Annotated in this window: 11 protein-coding genes; 2 read left to right on the forward strand and 9 right to left on the reverse strand. The window is 70.4% G+C overall.

Annotated elements, in window-relative coordinates; all coding sequences use genetic code 11:
• Window positions 1–7: 7 nt before the first annotated feature.
• Window positions 8–826: a hypothetical protein gene (locus tag ACIQWX_RS04765; RefSeq protein WP_400865584.1), complete on the reverse strand. Its 819-nt coding sequence runs from the start codon at window positions 824–826 to the stop codon at window positions 8–10.
• On the reverse strand, window positions 827–4,852 hold the full coding sequence (locus tag ACIQWX_RS04770; protein ID WP_400865587.1) for an AAA domain-containing protein: 4,026 nt from the start codon (window positions 4,850–4,852) through the stop codon (window positions 827–829). It abuts the gene before it with no gap.
• Window positions 4,853–5,075: 223 nt separating this feature from the next.
• On the opposite strand from ACIQWX_RS04770, the gene ACIQWX_RS04775 reads away from it, so the two are divergent.
• Entirely contained in the window at window positions 5,076–7,319 is a 2,244-nt protein-coding gene (locus ACIQWX_RS04775; protein WP_400865590.1) for a helicase-associated domain-containing protein, read from the forward strand.
• Here the strand turns inward: ACIQWX_RS04775 and ACIQWX_RS04780 are convergent.
• Window positions 7,316–7,954 carry a class F sortase gene (locus ACIQWX_RS04780; protein WP_400865597.1) on the reverse strand — a complete coding sequence of 213 codons (639 nt, stop codon included), beginning with the start codon at window positions 7,952–7,954 and terminating at the stop codon, window positions 7,316–7,318. The genes ACIQWX_RS04775 and ACIQWX_RS04780 overlap by 4 nt on opposite strands.
• Window positions 7,951–8,439: a calcium-binding protein gene (locus ACIQWX_RS04785; RefSeq protein WP_400865600.1), complete on the reverse strand. Its 489-nt coding sequence runs from the start codon at window positions 8,437–8,439 to the stop codon at window positions 7,951–7,953. Before ACIQWX_RS04785 ends, ACIQWX_RS04780 begins: the two co-directional genes overlap by 4 nt.
• Window positions 8,440–8,723: 284 nt before the next feature.
• On the opposite strand from ACIQWX_RS04785, the gene ACIQWX_RS04790 reads away from it, so the two are divergent.
• Window positions 8,724–9,350, forward strand: a complete 627-nt coding sequence (locus ACIQWX_RS04790) for a response regulator transcription factor (protein ID WP_043788689.1) — start codon at window positions 8,724–8,726, stop codon at window positions 9,348–9,350.
• 211 nt (window positions 9,351–9,561) lie between these two features.
• On the opposite strand, the gene ACIQWX_RS04795 is transcribed toward ACIQWX_RS04790, so the two are convergent.
• The 5 genes from ACIQWX_RS04795 to ACIQWX_RS04815 form a co-directional block, all read right to left on the reverse strand.
• Window positions 9,562–10,839: a GAF domain-containing protein gene (locus tag ACIQWX_RS04795; RefSeq protein WP_400865603.1), complete on the reverse strand. Its 1,278-nt coding sequence runs from the start codon at window positions 10,837–10,839 to the stop codon at window positions 9,562–9,564.
• Between the two features lie 59 nt (window positions 10,840–10,898).
• The gene (locus ACIQWX_RS04800) at window positions 10,899–14,447 is read right to left on the reverse strand and encodes an ATP-binding cassette domain-containing protein (protein ID WP_400865606.1); all 3,549 of its coding nucleotides are present in this window, start codon (window positions 14,445–14,447) and stop codon (window positions 10,899–10,901) included.
• On the reverse strand, window positions 14,444–15,451 hold the full coding sequence (cydB, locus tag ACIQWX_RS04805; protein WP_400865608.1) for a cytochrome d ubiquinol oxidase subunit II: 1,008 nt from the start codon (window positions 15,449–15,451) through the stop codon (window positions 14,444–14,446). Before cydB ends, ACIQWX_RS04800 begins: the two co-directional genes overlap by 4 nt.
• 228 nt (window positions 15,452–15,679) lie before the next feature.
• Complete coding sequence (locus ACIQWX_RS04810) at window positions 15,680–17,149, reverse strand: cytochrome ubiquinol oxidase subunit I (RefSeq protein ID WP_400865611.1); 1,470 nt, start codon at window positions 17,147–17,149, stop codon at window positions 15,680–15,682.
• Window positions 17,150–17,187: 38 nt separating this feature from the next.
• Complete coding sequence (locus ACIQWX_RS04815) at window positions 17,188–18,180, reverse strand: S41 family peptidase (protein WP_400865613.1); 993 nt, start codon at window positions 18,178–18,180, stop codon at window positions 17,188–17,190.
• Window positions 18,181–18,198 lie beyond the last annotated feature (18 nt).

Consider the following 18,198-nt stretch of genomic DNA (forward strand, 5'->3'; position numbering starts at 1 on the left):
CCCTTTCTCACCTTTCGCCGGCCGGCACCAGCTTCTGTTCCAGGTCGTTCAGGATGGCGTGCACGGGCGCCCAGCAGAGCATCACGCTGTCCGCGTCGAACCGGGGCTGCTCGACCATTTCTTTGCGCGGGTGGATGAAGTTGCGGAAATCGCGGACGTTGTGGGCGAACGTTTTGGCGTCGAGCTGGATCCAGTCCCGCAGATGCGCCGTTTCGATCAGCTGGTGAAGGGTGAGCCGGTCACCAGCTTTGACCTCACCATCGCGTTCGCTCAGGATCGTGAGCAGGAGCCCCTCGACAAAGCTGCCGATGCCGATGATCGCCATGGTGTACGCCCCGCCGGCCTCGCAGACTTGGGTCTCTTCGACCCGGCGGTTCAGCATTTCGACCGCACCGGCATCGGCGATCAGGGAATCTAGCCGCTTCCGGAGGTCTGGCGGCACGCTGTACCTCGGCTGCTCGCCGTCCGCCGTGAGTTCCCCCAGCACCGGGCGGCCGCCGACCGACGTGACCACCAGTCCCTCCGGTGCCAGCTTCTCGTTGACGGACAAGCGGAATTCCTCGGCAGTCACCACGCCGTCGTCGTACTCGATGGGATCGCAGACCCGGCAGATCAGCCGTTCGATCTCGGCGCGGTTTCCGGCGCGCTCGACGAGCTGCTCCCGCAGCCAGGGAATCCGCGGCGAACCGTCGTACTCGGGAGGTTGCGCCCAGCCGGCGCTCCGGAGCAGCTCTTCGAGCTGGTACCCCTTGCGCTCGTACGGGCCGCCCAGGTCGACGATCACCTCGGCGAGCCGGTCGATCGTCCGGTGGTCGAGCGGGGACATTCAGTTCTCCTCTTTGTCGGCGAGGTTCTGCGCGATGTCGATGGCCCGGCCGAGCCGTTCGGTGATGCGGGGACCCCGGCGCTGGAAACCCAGTTCGGCCATCACCTGCCGAAGCCGCTCGTCCCGATCGAGGAGCAGGCCGTCGCTCATATGCCAGCGGCAGATCTCGATGAGCTGCCGCTCGCTGTACTCCTGGATGGACATCCCGGCAGGCACGCGGGGCCGCGGGCCGCGGAAGGCTGCCGGCGGCGGATCCGCGGGCTGCGGGGCAACCGTCCGTGACACCGTCGGTGGCGCGGCATCGGCGTCGGCCATCGCCTGCTGCCAAGCGATCACGATGTTGTCGGCCTCCTTCGCCGGATCCGCGAACCAAGCCGACGACCAGACCCGGTGGAACCGCCAACCGAGGTTCTCCAGGTGCGCCTGCCTCAGGCGGTCTCGGTCACGAGCGCTGTGCGCTTGGTGGTAACGGTGGCCGTCGGCTTCGACCGCCAGGACCATCCGTCCCGGCCGGTCTCGGTGCCCCAGCGCGAAGTCGATGCGGTAGTCCGAGAAACCCCACTGCGGGAACACGGGGACACCCCGCTCCACCAACGCGTCGCGGATCGCACCTTCGAACCCGTTCAGCTCGGCGTTTTCCGGCCGCCCGACGTGGTCGAGCTGCAAGTGAGTGGCGAAGTCCAAGTAGCGCCGGAGCAGTTCGGTCCCGGTCACTTCGTCCGACGGTGCCAGGTCATCGTGGCTGAACGAAGCCACCAAGGTCATCCGCCGCTTCGCGCGGGTCACGGCGACATTGACCCGCCGCTCGCTGTCCTTACGGTTCAGGATGCCGAAGGCGGTCCGGTTGATCCTGCCCGCCGCGGTCCGCGCCACCCCGATGGTGAGGATGATCGCGTCTCGCTCGTCACCCTGGACGCTTTCCAGATTCTTCACGAAGAACCTGCGGCCGAGTTCGACTTCGTCGGAGAAGAAGTCGTCGAGCTCGGGGTGGCTCCGACGAGCCTCGATCAGCCGTTGCTCGACCCGGGCTTGGTGTTTCACACCCGGCGTGATGACGCCGAGGCTCTCCCCGGGCCGGGTCCGGGCGTGCTCCATGATCAGCTCGACGACGCGCTCGACCTCAACCGGCGCGGAACCGTTCTGCCCGGGTGACGCCTCGCCGTCGACCGTGACCAGGGTGACCGGGCTCTCTTGCCGGGCACCCGGGAATGTCACCAGGTTGTCGCGGTAGATCTCCCGGTTGGAGAACGCGATCAGCCGCTCATCGGTGCTGCGGTAGTGCCAGCGCAGCATCTCCGTCGACGGCATGATCGGGCGCAGCGCGGTCAAGATTGACTCGTAGTCCGACAAGTCCCCTTCGACCTGGTCGTCCTCTTCGTCGGCGGCGATGGCGCGGTCGAAGAAGTTCGACGGCGGGAGCTGTTTCTCGTCGCCGGCGACCACGAGCCGGTCGCCGCGCATGATCGACGTGATCGCCTCGTGCGGCCGGATCTGGCTCGCCTCGTCGAAGATCACCAGGTCGAAGAGCCGCTCGGCGGGCAGCATCCGGCTCACCACCAGCGGCGACATCGCCCAGCAGGGACGGAGGGAAAGCAACACGTCGGAGGTCTTCTCCACGAGCTTCCGGACCGGCATGTGCCGCGTCTTCAGGCTCGCCTGCTTCTTGAGCACCTGAGCCTGGTTCGGATAGTCGTCCTGTGCTTCCCGTGCACGCCTGGCGACGTGCCGCCGGACGCGCCGCGCCGCGGTCGCGAAGTGCTCGCGATCCGCGGTCCGGAAATCGGCCGCGATCCGGCTTTGCCGCTCGGCGACGAACTCACCGAGCGCCGGCACCCGCAGCTTGAAGTCGTCTTCGATCGACGTCAGCCAGATCCGCTCGAACGCCTGCCACGCCGCTTCCGGGGCCAGGTTCCGCGCACTGATCTCGGCGAGCAGCGGGCCGAGGCCCAGCTGGTGGAACCGGTCGAGCAACGCGTTCAGCTTCGGCATCTTGAACAACATCTGGCGGTCCTCGGCCAGCGCCGTCAACCGCTGTTCCACCTCGGGGGCGGGACCGGTGTCCAGCTCCGGCCACTGCGCCGACATCGCGACCGCCGCCAGCTGACGCCGCATCTGCTGGTAGCCGGCGACGACCCCGTCCAGACCGACGATCTCGGCCGGTGCGACATCCTGGCCGCCGAGTTCTCGCCATCGACGGCGTTGCTCGACAACCGCCGCGAGCGCTGCGTGGAGCGCGCCCTTCTTGGTCACCCCGGTTGTTACCATCATCCGAAGTTGCTTCACGAGAGCTCGACGCTGTGTCCACGACAGCTTCTGCTGATAACGGGAGCGCGTCGCGCGGTCCGCCGTCGCCTGGACGAAGCCGTCCAGCTGCGTCCCGAAGATCATCGGGCCGAAGTCCTGCACGCTGCGCGAAACGCCGTCGAGCAGCGCGAGCACGTTGTCCCAATCGGCGAAGTCACGCGGCTGGCGCAACCCGACGCGGGCCACCAGCTTGTGCATCCCGTGCTGGCTGCGTTTGAGGGTCTGCCCCGCGACTTCGTCCAGCTGGACCAAGATCGCCTCGGCCTCGTCCGGAGTCCGGATCCGGGTGTTGCACCAGGGGGTTTCCCGGCGCAGGATCCGCAGCCCGCCGGATTCGACGAATTCCTGCAGCTTCTGCTCGAGTTCGGCGGCGACGTTCGCGTCGAGTGCGCGCAGGTGGTTGCCGCGGAAGGCAACGGGGATCCCGAAGCCTGGAGGCAGGTCCAACAGCCGGCTCCGGACTTCGTACGCACTCAGGCCCCACGGCTCACGGCGGGTGTGCAGTTCGCGGGAGTGTTCGAGCAGCCGCTGCCGGGCGCCGGCCAAGCGGCTGTGCAGCCCGTCGACGTCGACGGGAGGTTCCTTCGACAGGCGGTCGAGACTGCTCGCGAGCTGCTGGGCGACCTGCCGCTTGTTGATCTTCTGCTGGTGCAGGTCGAACATGAGACCGTCGAGGCCGACGGCGGCGAGCCGGTTCAGGACGGCCTCGATCGCCGCGCGCTTTTCGGCGACGAACAACACTTTCTTACCGGTCGCCGCGGCACCGGCGATGATGTTCGCGATCGTCTGGCTCTTGCCGGTGCCGGGCGGTCCCTCGATGAAGACGTGACGACCCGACAACGCCGTCATGATCGCCCGGTGCTGCGACGAATCGGCGTCCTGGACGAGGAACTCGTCGGCGGGCCGGAGCGAGTCGACCGACGGTGGGTGGTACCCGCTCGCCCCGGCCACCGGTTCGTCGGCCGGGACGAACCCCGCCATCGCGGCGATCAGGTTGTGGGACGCCAGCAGCTCCGTAGCGTTGGCCAGGTCCTCAACCATCGGCAGCTTCTCGTAGTTGAACGTGCCGACCACAACGGCCGGCTCGAGCTGCAGGTTGATCCCCTGCGCCGAGGCGGCCTCGGCGAGCTGGGAGTACGCCAGCTCCACCTGCTCGGCGTAGTCGGGCGTCGCGTCGATCACCTGGGCCAGCCGCTCGGCCAGCCCCTCGCTGTCCACTCCGTGTTCTTCGTTGAGCGCGTGCAGGAGCACGGGGTTGAGCTCGGGTTCGTCGGTCAGCTCCAGCGTGTAGTCGCTTTCCGAGTTCGTCCTCGCCTTCAGCACGAGCGGCCGGAGCAGCAACGGGGCTCGCAACGCCGGCACCGGCACCGCACCACGGCGCTGGCCGGGGACCGTCCGGACCAGGCCGTAGGCGATCCGGCCGACGTCCACGCCCTGCTCCTCTTCGAACAGCTGGATCCGCTTGCCGAGGGTGCGCGCCCGGCCGCAGGCGTCGCGAAGCTTGTCGCCGTCGGAGATCAGCCCGCTGAGCCGCACCTTGGTCCCCTTGGCCAGCTGAGCCAGGGCCGCGGGATCGGCTTCGGTCAGGTCGAGGCTGCCCTGTTTCGTGTTCTTGAAGTACAGCAGGGTGTTGCGGTAGCTCAGATCGATCAGATTGCGACGCCACTCGGCCGCCTTCTCGGCGACTACGTCGAGCCGGCCGCTGTCCAGCTGCGCGGTCATATCGTTTCCCCCTCGCCTGAACGGAGACGAACGTTCCAGGATGCCAGAAGATCACTTCTTGCGGCAGTCACCCGTTGGATTGACGTCACCCATCCCCGTGGTCACCCTCTTCCCGGCTTCCGGGAAAGATCGTTTACCCGGACGCGCTTGTCACACCGCGGACCGGGAACCACCCGGATGGCCCTGTCATCTCCCACTGCCCGGGAGTGGCTAACCTGGGTCGATGACCACCGCCGACGACCTGCTCGGCAGGCTCGCCGCCCTCGACCGGGACGGCCTGGCGAAAGTCCTCGCCCACCGGCCCGACGTGCTGCACGAACCGTGGCCGCGGCGGCTCGACGTCGTCGCGGCGCGGCTCGCTTCGGCGGAGTCCCTCGACGAAGCCGTGCTCGGGCTTTCGCTGCCCGAGGTTCAGGTCCTGCGCGCCGTCCAGTTGTGCTACGCGCTCGGGCTCCGGCCGGCGCCGGTCGCGGAAGTCGGGAAGCTGCTCGGCTCTTCCGTCGAGTCCTATGTGGACGATCTCGCCGAGCGTGCCCTCCTGTGGCGCGACGACGAACGCGTGAGCCTGCCGGATGCCCTGCGCCGCGGTGACTTCCACGCCGAAGGGCTCGGCCAGCCCGTCTCGGACCTGCTGGTGGAGCTGGGCCGCGGCCGCATGGCGCAGCTGTCCCAGGCCCTCGGGCTGCCCGAGGGGCTCAAGGAGCTCGTGCACTTCTTCCGCGACGGCGACCGCGTGCGCGAGCTGTTCCGCACCGCGCCCGAGCCGACGCGGAAACTGCTGCGGGACATGGCCGACGGCGTCCCCGAAGCCGAGGGCGTGCTGCCGTTCCACACCGAGGAGGGCTGGGCGTTCGAGCACGGCTTCCTCATCAGCACCTACTACGGCAGCGCGGCGATGCCGATCGAGGTTTCGCTCGCCCTGCGCGGCCCGGATCACCAGCTGCCGTTCACGCCCGACGAACCCGAATGTCCCGTCAGGCACGTCGGGATCGAGTCGGCCGAAGCGACGTCGTCGGCCGCCGCGCTGCGGTTGCTCGACCGCGTCTCGGCCGTGCTCGACCTCGCCGCCGCGGAGCCGTTACCGCTGCTCAAGGACGGCACGATCGGCGCGCGGCTCGTCAAGAAGGTCGCCAAGGACACCGGCGCGACGCCCGCGGAGATCGAGCTGGCCATCGACCTCGCGGCGCAGACCGGGCTGCTGCTGGCCGACGAACCACCGGCACCGCGCCGGGGTCAGAAGGCAGTGCCGCCGACGCTCGCGCCGGACCCCGACCTCGTCCGGCCCGCGCCGGCGCTGCTCTACCGCCTGCTGCTGACGACCTGGTGGGACCCGGCGCCGTCCGATCTCGGGGCCGACGTCGGCGGGCTGGTGCGCCGGCTGGTCGTCCGGCTGCTCGCGCGGCTCGACCCCGGCACCGCGATCGTCGACGGCCTGGAGCGCCTCGCCGAGTGGCACGCGCCCATGCTGCCGACCGAGGACTTCGCCGGACACGTCCAAGACGCGCTGGAGGCGGCCGAACTCCTCGGCGTCCTCGCGCACGGCGCCGTCACGTCGGTGGGCCGCGCGCTGCTCGACGGGGGCGGACTCGTCGAGGTCACCGACGGGCTGGTCGCCCGCGCGCGGACGACGGCGCTGTTCGGCACCGACCTCACCGCGATCGTGCCCGGCTCGCCGGACGCGCGGCTCGCCGCGTCGCTCGACCGCGTCGCCGATCGCGAGGCCCAGGGCACCGCGACCAGCTGGCGGTTCTCCCCCGCGTCCGTCCGGCGGGCGTTCGACCAGGGCGCGACGACCGACGGGCTCCTCGGCGAATTGCGCGCGCTGGCCGCGGGCGAACTGCCGCAACCGCTGGTGTACCTGGTCAACGACGTCGCACGGCGCCACGGCGAGGCGCAGGTCCTCGACGTCGCGAGCGTCGTCGTCGGCGAACCCGCCGTCCTCGCCGAGCTCGCCGCGCACCGCAAGCTCGCGAGACTCGGCCTGCGCGCGGTGGCGCCGACCGTGCTGACGTCCACTGTGGACGCCGCTGGGACGCTCGAAGCCTTGCGCGAAGCCGGTTACTCGCCGACCCACCACGCCGCGGACGGCAGCATCGTGCTGCCCGCGCGCGAACCGGCGTCGCCGACGGTCACCTTCCAGGACCCCGAGCCGAACCACGGGCCGCCCGACCCGCGCGAGCACGCCGAGCGGCTGCTCGCGGCGCCGTCGAGCGGCCCCACCCTGCTGCGCGGCCAGCTCGCGCGCGCGATGAGCGACCGCTACGCGGGCCGTCTGACGCCCAAGCAGCAGCAGCTCTGCTGGCAGCTCGAAGCCGGCATCCCGGCCGACATCGGGTACCAGGAGGACGACGGTCCCGTCCGGCTGGTGATCGCGTACCCGGAGCTCGACGGCGAAGTCCTCGACGTCTGGTCGCTCGGCGACCACGCGTACCGGCGGCTCGAGCTGGCGAAGATCGACCTCGGCTAGGCCTCGACGCCGGTGAGCCGCGCGTAGGCCACGACGTTGTCGAGGTAGTTGCCGCTCGACCGGTCGAACTCGCCGCCGCAGGTGATGAGCCGCAGCTCGGGCTCGGCGGTGTCGCCGTAGACCTGGTCGGTCGGGAACTGCGCCTTGGCGTAGCGGTCGACGCGGTAGACGGTGAAGACGGCGGTCCGGCCGTCGGACCGCCCGACCCTCGCCTGCTCGCCGGGCTTCAGCTCCTTGAGCCGCGAGAAGGCGCCCGGGACGTGCTTGTAGTCGACGTGCGCCGCCAGCACGGCCGGGCCGACCTCGCCGGGCGAGGGCGCGCCGGTGAACCAGCCGACTGTCGTGGCGTCGCCCGGGACCTCGAGCTCACCCTTCGAGGTCAGTCCGAGGTCCTTGATCGCGTCGGCGCGCACGCCGATCGCCGGGATGCTCAAGGAGGCCGGTTTCGCCGCCGGGAGCCCGCCGCCGGACGGCGCGGCGGTGGACGACGGCGTGGCCTCGACGGGCACGGCGGACGGTGGGGCGACCTGCGCCGGCGCGTGCGGCGAAAACGCGAGGACGAGGGCCACCACCAGAACCGACCCGAGCGCGGCGACGACCGCCGTGACCGCCGGCCACAGCCGCGGGTGCCTCAACTCGCGCGCCGGCGCAGGTGGAGCACCATGCCGCCGGACGCCGCCGCGGCGAGCAGCGCGCCGCCCAGCACGAGGAACCCGGGTGCGCCTTCGTCCGGCTCGCCGCCGCCGGTGGCCACGCCGCCGACCGGCTTCACCTTGACCTGGCCGCCCGTCGTCGTGGATTTCTTGGTGGTGGTGGATTTCGGCGCCGTGTGCGTCTTCGTCGTGGTCGACGACGGCTGTTCGGGCGTCGTCGTGTTCTGCTGCGGACGGTGCGGCCGCGATTCGCAGGCGATCCCGTCTTTGTCGTCGTCGAGGTGGTTGGGATCGGACTTGTCCTGGTCGAGAACCGCTTGCGCGTCTTCCTGGTATTGGAAGTCGCCGCAGTCGAGATCGGCCGCGAGCGGGGTCGCGAGCTGCGCGGAGGCGGGGAAAACGGGGCCGAGGAGAGCCAGGCCGGCGACGGCCGCGGCCGTCGTCAGGGCACGACGAAACAAGGACACCGGAAGGTCCTTTCAGGGAGAATCGGGGCGATTGCGTGGTTAGTATCGCGGTGCCGCGAGCCCTGTTACGGACGATTCCGGAATTTCCGGAACGCCAGCGCTCCACCGGAAAGCGCCGGTCTCGTGATTCTTTGCCATTTCGGCGTTGACCTGCTGAATCAGTGACGGAAATATGTGACTTCGAAAATGTTACGAGATCCGCGGTCACACTTTGGGCGTAATCGCCGGTGTGACGTGCGGACCGGGCGGCACCACGGCGTCCGCGTACCCCGTAACCTGGGGATATGCCGATCCAGGTACTGCTCGTCGACGACCACGAACTGGTCCGCCGCGGGCTTCGCGACCTCCTCGGCGACGAGCCCGACATCGAGGTCGTCGCCGAGGCGAGCAGCGTCGAAGAGGCGCTGGCGGTGGCGATGCACGTCGAGCCGGAGGTCGCGGTGGTCGACGTCCGCCTCGGCGACGGCGACGGCATCACCCTCTGCCGCGAGCTGCGGTCCAAGCCGAACCCGCCGGCGTGCCTGATGCTGACCGCGTTCGACGACGAGGAGGCGATGGTCGGCGCGATCATGGCCGGCGCCGCGGGCTACCTGCTGAAGCAGGTGCGGGGGCAGGACGTGGTGAACGCGGTGCGCGAGGTCGCGGCCGGGCGGTCGCTGCTGGACCCGGTGAGCACCGCGCGGGTGCTGGACAAGATGCGCCACCCGCCGACGGACGAGCTCGCGACGCTGACCGAGCGCGAGCGGGACGTGCTGGAGCTGATCGGCCAGGGGTTGTCGAACCGCGAGATCGCCGAGCGGCTGTTCCTCGCCGAAAAGACGGTCAAGAACTACGTGACGTCGGTGCTGGCGAAGCTCGGCATGCAGCGCCGGACGCAGGCCGCCGCCTGGATCGCGCGCCGGGAGAAGTAACTCCCCGCGACGGTCACGTCCGCAAGCCGCCGTTCGCTGCGACCTTTTCAGCCGTCGTCACGATCCGCCACGTCGATCGGCGCTTTTGACCTGCAGTTTTCACTCGAACGTGAGTCGAATGCGTGTTCGAAAAGCCGGTACGATCTTTGGTGAGGGCGATGAAGGGAGGCTGGATGACCCGAGAAGGATAGGTCGCGGTCAGTCAAGTGGTTCAGTCAAGTGGGAGGTCGAACGCGACGAGCGTGCCGAGACTGGGCGAGGAGTTGAGGAAGAACTTGCCGCCCGCGGCGTCCGCGCGTTCGGCGAGATGACGCAGGCCACGGGTGGCGACGCCTTGGGGGACGCCGGAACCGTTGTCCCGGACACGGAGTTTCACGCCGTCGGAGTCCCTGGCCAAGGTCACGCGGGTCTCGCTCGCGCCGGAGTGTCTGACCACATTGGACAGTGCTTCGCGCAGGGCGGCCCGGATGTGGTCGGCGCGTTCCGCGGGGATGTCGGCGAATTCGCCGGACAGCTCCAGGGTCGGCGGGTACCCGAGTAGCTCGCCGGCGATGCGGACCTCGCCGCGCGCCGACTCGGCGAGGTCGGTGGGCGTGCCGGTGTCGTGGCGAGGCTCCGGTGAGCGCAGCGCGCGCACGGTGCCCCGGATCTCCTCGATGGTCTGGTCGAGCTGGTCGATGGCGTCGGAGAGCCGCGCGCCGTCCGCCTGGGCGAACCGCTTGCGCATGTTGCGCCGAACCCGGTCGAGCTGCATGCCCGCGCCGTAGAGCCGCTGGACGATGACGTCGTGGAGTTCGCGCGCGATCCGTTCCCGCTCTTCGTAGAGCGCGACGCGGTGCCGCGCGTTCGCGCCTTCGGCGAGCGCGAGCACGACGCCGGCCTGAGCGGCGAAGGCGACGAGCATCTCGACGGTCCCGGCGGAGAACGGCTCGCGCCCCCGCTTGCGGTAGACGGTGAGCGCGCCCAGCACGCGTCCCCCTGACCCGAACGGCGCGGCGGCGAAGGCCCCGTAGCCGTGGAGTTCGGCGGGCACGAAGGGCGCGGTCCGCGGATCGACGGTGAAGTCGGCGCTAGCGACGGGCTCGCCGCCACGCGCAACGCGTCCGGCGGCGGAGTCGGCGGGGAGGGCGAGCCCGCGCAGGGATTCGCCGTTGTCAGTGTCGCCGTTGTCAGTGTCGCCGTTGTCAGTGTCGCCGTTGTCAGTGTCGCCGTTGTCAGTGTCGCCGTTGTCGGTGCCGCCGTTGTCCGCGTCGCCGTTGTCCAGGTCGCCGGGTCCGCTGGGTCCGCCGGCGGTGGCGTAGTGCGCGGCCTCGACGACAACGCGGCCATCATCGGTGCTGACCATGGCAAGCCCGAGATCAGCATCGGCGAGCTCAGCCGCCCGGGCGACGACGGTGTCGAGCACGGCGCCCGGATCGTCGCCGGACAGGGCGGTGCTCGTGATCTCGGTGGCGGCGGACAGCGCCCGCGCGGCAAGCGTCGGATCCATGAGTTCCGTCATTATCGCGCGCCGCTGCGGCGGCACGCCAAGCGCGCTGGTGGAACGGATCACGACACGGGCACCCGCGTGACAACCCGGCCGTCACGAACCTCGAGCACGAGGTCAGCCCCGTCGGCCTCCTCCACGCGATGGGTGACGTGAACAACGGTCCGCCCGGCAAGCGCCTCCCGCAGGTGCGCGCGCACGACGTGCGCGGTCGGCTCGTCGAGGTGCGAGGTGGGCTCATCGAGCAGCACAAGCCCGGCCGACGGCGCCCCGAGCAAGGCCCGCGCAAGGGCGACGCGCTGGGCCTGCCCACCCGAGAGCCCGCTGCCACCACTGCCCAGCAGAGTGGCGGAATCAACATCACCGACGGCCGCCAGCCGCAGGGCCTGGGTCAGCTCGTCATCGGTCGCGGCCGGCCGCGCGAGCCGAAGGTTTTCGGCAACAGTGGTGGCGGCAAGCATCGGCTCTTGAGGAGCCCAGGCAACTCGCTCCGGGACATCAACCAGACCGCGCCTCGGCGCGAGAAAGCCGAGCAGAGCGGCAACAAGGGTCGACTTCCCGGCACCGCTAGGCCCAACGACAGCGGCATAGGTACCGGGCGCGAGGTCAAGATCGACACCACGGAGAACGAGAGGGCCACCAGGCCACTCCAGATCAGCCCCCCGCAGCACCACGCGGCCACAAGCACCCTCACGGGACGAGGTGGCGGCCTCGTGCGGTGGTCGACGGCGCTCGAAGCAATCCCCATCCCGCGCGCGGCCGCGCTGAGCCTCGGCTTCGCCCTGCGCGCCGCTGCTGCTGGCCTGAGCCATGCCCCACTTGGCGTCGGCCTCTGCCCGCGCGCCACTGCGGCCGACCTGCGCCATCCCCCGCCACCCGGCGCCAGCCTCGCCGCGCCCGCCACTGCGGCCGACCTGAGCCATCCCTCGGCTGGCGCCGGCCTCGCCCTGCGCGCCGCCGTGGCCACCCTGAGCCATCCCCCACCTGGCGACGATCTCGCCATGGGCGCTGTCTTCGTCGCCGTCCTCGACCTGCGCCGGAGCGTCGGCCAAGCGGTGGCGCGCCCGCTGCAGCGTGTCCCAGTGCTGGGCCACCGCCGGCAGCAGCGCCAGCACCTCCGCCAACGCCAACGGCGCCAACGCCAACAGCGGCGCCAGCACCGGGTCGAGACTCCCCGCCGCCACCGCACGCGCTGCGAAGGCCGTGCTGATCACCGCTCCCGCGCCGCATGCCAACGTCACCAGGGCCTCCGCCGCGCCTGCGCCGAATGCCTGGCGGCGGGCTTCACCCACCAACCGCGTGTCCGCGTCCGACAACGCCTGGCGGTGCTCGCGATCCCTGCCGAACGCCAGCAACTCGGCCGCCGCTTCGAACAGCACCAACACCCGCGACGCCACCTCGCGCCGGCCGTCCGCCAGTGCCGATGTCGCCCGGCGCTCCGCCCGCAACGCCACCCACGGCGCGCACAACCCCACCGCCACCGCCGCCAGCAACGTCAGCCCGGCCGCGGGCAGCACCCACGTCTGCACCGCGATCGCGCCCGCCGCGACCAGTGCCACCACCAGCGGGGGCGACACCACTCGCGGCAGCAGGTCCCGCACGGTGTCGACGTCGGCCACCAAGCGCCGCTGTCCCTCGCCCGCTCGCAACCCGCGTGCCGGACCCAAACGGACCAGTGAATTCCACAGCCGGACCCGTAGACGACCGGCGATGCGGAACGCCGCGTCGTGCGTGACCAGCCTTTCCACGTACCTCAGCGTCGCGCGGCCGAGGCCGAACGCGCGGACGCCGACCACCGCGACCGTCAACGTCAGGATCGGCGGCTGCTGCGACGCCTTGGCGATCAGCCAACCCGACGTCGCCGTCAGCGCCACCCCAGCCAGCAGCGCCACCGCGCCCAGCGCCGCGCCGGCGAAGAGGCGTCCGTCGAGCAGTGCCCGCCACGGCAACGGCGCACGCGATTCGTCCACTGTGGACACAGAAGTGACAGTCGGGGCGTCAGGCGACATGTCGACCGCCGCCGTGCGTTCGTGGGCCGCGATGATCGCCGCGGCGCCGTTGTCGACCGCGTGTTGGACCGCCGCGAGCACCAGGCGTGCGTTGGCCTCGTCGAGGTGGGCCGTCGGCTCGTCGAGCAGGAGCAGCCACGCGCCGTCGCGGATTCGGTGCAGCGCCCGGGCCACTGCGACGCGCTGACGCTGTCCCAGCGAAAGCTGCGCCACCGGGAGGTCCGCGATCCCCTCGAGGCCGAGTTCGGCGAGGAAGTCCTCGCCGCCCAGTTCCTCCCGGACCGTCCCACCGGTGAACACCGGCGACTGCGGCACCCACGCGACCTGTTCGCGCCAGCGGGTGAGGTCGGTGTCGGCGAGGTTCGTCGCGCCGACCGTGATGGCGCCGTCGTCGGCCGCGACGAAGCCGAGGAGCGCCGAGAGCGTCGTCGACTTGCCGCCGCTGCTCGGGGCGCGCAACCAGACCGTCTCGCCGGGGCGGACCGTGAACGTCTCGCCGTCGGGCGCGAATCCGCCACGCCGGGAAACGCGCAGGGCCGACACGCGCACCTCGCCGCGCGACACGACCTCGGCGCCGGCAGGAGGCGCGGGGACGGCCAGCAAATCGGCGACGCGCCGGACCGCTTCGACGCCGTCCTCGCTGGCGTGGAACGCGGCGCCGACCGCGCGCAGCGGCTGGTAGCACTCGGGCGCCAGGATCAGCACGCCCAGGCCGATGGCCAGCGGCAGGCTGCCGCCGACGAGCCGGACGCCGATCACCACCGCGACCAGCGCGACCGACAGCGTCGCGATCAGTTCCAGCACGAACGCCGAGGAAAACGCGACCTTCAACGTCTTGAGCGTCGCGCGGCGGTGGCGTTCGGACAGCTGCCGGACGGTCTCGCCCTGCGCGGTCGCACGCCGGAACGCGGTCAGCACCGGCAGCACGCGCACGAGTTCGAGGAGCCGTTCGGACATCCGGTGCGTCGCGTCGGTCGCGCCGGCGACGCGCCCGGCCGTGAACTTGCCGACGAGGATCGCGAACACCGGGAGCAGCGGCACGGTCAGCGCGACGATCACGCCCGACGGCCAGTCGGCGAACAGGATCGCCGCGCCGGCGCCGAGCGGCACGACCGCCGCCGTCACCAGCGCGGGCAGGTACTCGCGGAAGTACGCGTCCAGCGCGTCGAGTCCGCGGGTCGTCAACGCGGTCAGCTCGCCGTGGCCGCGGCGGGCGATCCACTCGGGGCCGAGGCGCAGCGCGTGGTCGACGGCTTTGTCGCGCAGCTCGCGTTGCGCGGTGGCGGCTGCGCGGGCAGAGACCGTGCGCACCGCCCAGCCGGTCAACGCGCGCGTCGCGACGAGCGCGAGCAGCGCGGCCAGCTGGGCGGTGCGTCCCCCGGAACCTGCTCCGACGATCGCCGCGAGGACGTCGGCGAGCAGGAATGCCTGTGCGACCAGCGCGGCGGCGTGGAGGAAGGAGAGGAACCCGACCAGGGCCAGCGCCCGGCGCACGGCCGGCACGAGAGCCGGCAATGCGCCGAGCGGGCCCTTTCCCGGCCGCGCTGAGTCCACTGTGGACTCCGAGGCGAGAAGGGTTGCGCGTCCGGGAAGTTTCGTCATGGCGCGTGGACCGCCGGGATGTGCTGGGTGCCGATGCGCTTGCGGAACACCCAGTACGTCCAGCCCTGGTAGACCAGCACGGCCGGCGCGCCGAAGACGGCGACCCAGGTCATGACGGTCAGCGTGTACGGGCTCGACGCGGTGCCTTCGACGGTGAGGGTGTTGGCGGCGTCGAGCGTCGAGGGCAGCACGTTCGGGAAGAGCGCGCCGAAGAGCGTGACGGCGGCCCCGGCGATGACGACGGCGAGCGCGGCGAAGGCCTGCCCGTCGCGGTCGGCACGCAGCCGCAGCCATGCGATGACCGCCGCGAGAGCACTGATCCCGAACGAGAGCAGTGTCCACAACGTGCCTTCGCGCCACTGGACGACCGACAAGAACGCGACGATCGGCACCATGGCGACCGGCAGTGCTTTCACGGCGAGGTTCCGCGCACGTTCCCGCAGGTCACCGCTGGTCTTGAGGGCGAGGAACGCGGCGCCGTGGGTCAGCGAGAAGGCGGCGATGGCGACCGCGCCGAGCAGGGTGTCCCAGCGGAAGGCGGCGAACGCGGAGCCGACGCGGTTGCCGTCGGCGTCGAGCGGCAGGCCGAGGACGGTGGTGGCGATGATGAGGCCGACGCCCAGCGGCGCAACCCACGAGCCGGTCATGATCACGCGGTCCCAGGTGCGCCGCCAGCGTTCGGTGTCGACCTTGCCGCGGTACTCGAAGGCGACGCCGCGGCCGATGAGCGCGAGCAGGACGATGAGGAGCGGCAGGTAGGCGGCCGAAAAGAGCCCGGCGTACCACCCGGGAAAGGCGGCGAACATGGCGCCGCCGGCGACGATGAGCCAGACTTCGTTGCCGTCCCAGACGGGCCCGATGGTGTTGACCATGACGCGGCGCTCGGTGTTGTCCTTCGCGAGGACGGGCAGCAGCATGCCGACGCCGAAGTCGAAGCCTTCGAGGAAGAGGTAGCCGAGCCAGAAGAAGGCGATGACGGCGAACCAGACCGTTTCGAGGGTCATCGGGCACCTACCACACTGGTCGGACGCTTTCGGCTCGGCGCGGCGCGGTGGCCGTGAGTTATCCACACCCGGGCGAGTTGTCCACAGATTTGCTGTGGGTAACCCGCGAGAGTGACCAAGCCGATACGCTGGGTTCGGGGACGCCCCCCGGGAAGGGCGGGGGCTGCTCTGGTGAAGTCTGGGGCTGCTGCACAGCCGCTGAGCTGCGGGTTTGTCATCTTGGCCCCCTCAGTACGCGAAGGCGAGCGTGTCGCCTTCGGCCTTGTCCGGGTCCTTTGGTGGCGGCATTACCGCTTCTACGCCGCCGCGGATGTACTTGCGCATCAGGTACAGCTCCACCACTCCGAGCGCCGCGTACACCGTGGTCAGGGCGATCAGCGACGTCCAAACCTCGCCGGTCGTCAGCCGAGAGACCGCCTGGGCTGTGAACATCCAGACCCCGTCGACGCCGCTCGGGTTCGGGACCACCACGAACGGCTGACGGCCCATCTCCGTGAAGATCCAGCCCGCGCTGTTGCCCAGGAACGGTGTGGCGATGCCGCCCAACACCAGTAGCGGGAACCAGCGGCCGGTCGGAATGCGGTTGCGGCGGGTCAGCCACAGCGCCAGCAGGCCGATGCCCGCTGATACCGCGCCGAAGCCGATCATCATGCGGAAGCCCCAGTACGTCACCGGCAAGTTGGGTACGTAGTCGATCGGCTTGCCCGCCAGCGACCCCAGCGAAGGATCGTCCGGGTAGTTCGTGCCGTACTTCGCCTGGTACTCCGTGATCAGGTCCTCGACGCCCTTGACCTCCGTCTTGAAGTCGTTGTGCGCCAAGAAGGACAGCAGCGCCGGGACGTTGAACGTCTTCACGTCCTCGCAGTTCGCCCCCGCGACGTCGCCGATCGCGATGATCGAGAAGCTCGCCGGCTTTTCCGTGTGGCACAGCGCTTCCGCCGACGCCATCTTCATCGGCTGCTGCTCGAACATCAGCTTGCCCTGCGTGTCACCGGTGATCGCGAGGACCGCGAACGCCGCCACGCCGACCCAGCCGCCAAGGCGCAACGACGAGCGCCAGACGTCCTGGTTCGAACCACGCCGCCAGAGGTGCCAGCCTGCGACGCCCACCAGGAACGCCGCCGCCACCGAGAATGCGCCGGCCAGGGTGTGCGGGATCGCGGCCAGTGCCGTGTTGTTCGTCAGCACCGCCCAGATCGAGTTCATCGTCGGCTTGCCGTTCTCGAACGTCACGCCGACCGGGTGCTGCATCCACGAGTTCGCCGCCAGGATGAAGTACGCCGACGCCATCGTGGCCAGCGAAAACGCCCACGCGCACGCCAGGTGGACCTTCTTCGGGAGCCGGTCCCAGCCGAAGATCCACAGGCCGAGGAAGGTCGACTCGACGAAGAACGCGACGAGCCCTTCCATCGCGAGCGGCGCGCCGAAGACGTCGCCGACGAAGCGCGAGTACGCGCTCCAGTTCATCCCGAACTGGAACTCCTGCACGATGCCGGTCACGACGCCCATCGCGAAGTTGACCAGCAGCAGCTTGCCCCAGAACTTCGTCATTTTGAGATGCCGCGGATCGCCGGTGCGGACCCACTGGGTCTGCATCGCCGCGACCAGGATCGACAGCCCGATGGTCAGCGGGACCATCAGGAAGTGGTAGACGGTGGTGATGCCGAACTGCCACCGCGCTAGCTCTAGGACCTCCACGTGGTCCAGCGTGCTCCGGCGCGGGTGGGCCAGCTAGATCAAACGGTCCCGTCCCTCCCGGGACCAACGTCCTTCACCTGGTCGAGTGCCTGCCGCGCCTCCTCGGCGACGCCGCGCCGCGGCCCGTCGGCACCCAGCTCGAGGACGTGCCGCAACGCCAGCTCGTACGCCGTGTCGAACGCCTGGTCCGCGGCCACCGCGATGTCCGGGCGGACACCGACGCCTTCCCAGTTCTCCCCCGTCTCCGGGTGCAGCGACCGCGCGATCGAGACGGTCACGTCGAGGTAGGTGTCCACTTTGTACTGCTCACGCGGGTGGGCGCCGCCGCGGGTGGCCTCGCCGACCGTCTTCGCGCGGCCCTGCTGCTGCAGCGAGAAGGCGAGGTCTTCGCCGCCGGAGAACGTCCGCGGCCCGGTCAGCACCCAGACCGGCTTGGTCCCGCCGAACCGCGCGCCCGGGACGTACGGCAGCGTCCACATCTGCGTCGTCTTGTGACCCTCGCGCTCGTAGATGTCGAGGTAGTGGACCTGCTCGTCGACGAGGTAGGTCTGCAGCAGCGCGCTCGTCCCCGGGGTGCCGCCGCGGTTGCGGCGGACGTCGAGCAGCAGCGCGTCGGCGGGCGCGAGCAACGTCATCGCCGCCGCGATCGCCGGCCCGGCCAACTCGGGCGGGTAGAGCAACGTCGTGTCGAGGTAGCCGACGTTGCCGGCCAGCCGCCGCACCTCGGCGATGCCGAACGCCTCCAGCTCGGCCTCGACGCGGAAGCTCTCCGAGTTCACGGCCGCGTCGCCGTCGTCGGCGACCGGGTCTTCGTGGTGCCGCAGGCGCAGGTGCTTGTCGCCGTTGACCGACTGCAGGTCCGTGGTGACGAGCGTCGCAAACCCGGCGTCGTCGACATCCGCGTACGCGCCTTCGCCGAGACGCTGGCGCAGCACGTCCGCCAGCTTCGCCGCGACGTCGGGGAAGACGTAGTGCGCTTCCAACCGGCGGATGACCTCTTCGACCTGCGCAGCACGCGCTTCAGACCCCATGGTGTCAACCTACCGGAG

Origin of the sequence: Amycolatopsis sp. NPDC098790 (assembly GCF_044759945.1) — a bacterium.
Classification (GTDB): domain Bacteria; phylum Actinomycetota; class Actinomycetes; order Mycobacteriales; family Pseudonocardiaceae; genus Amycolatopsis.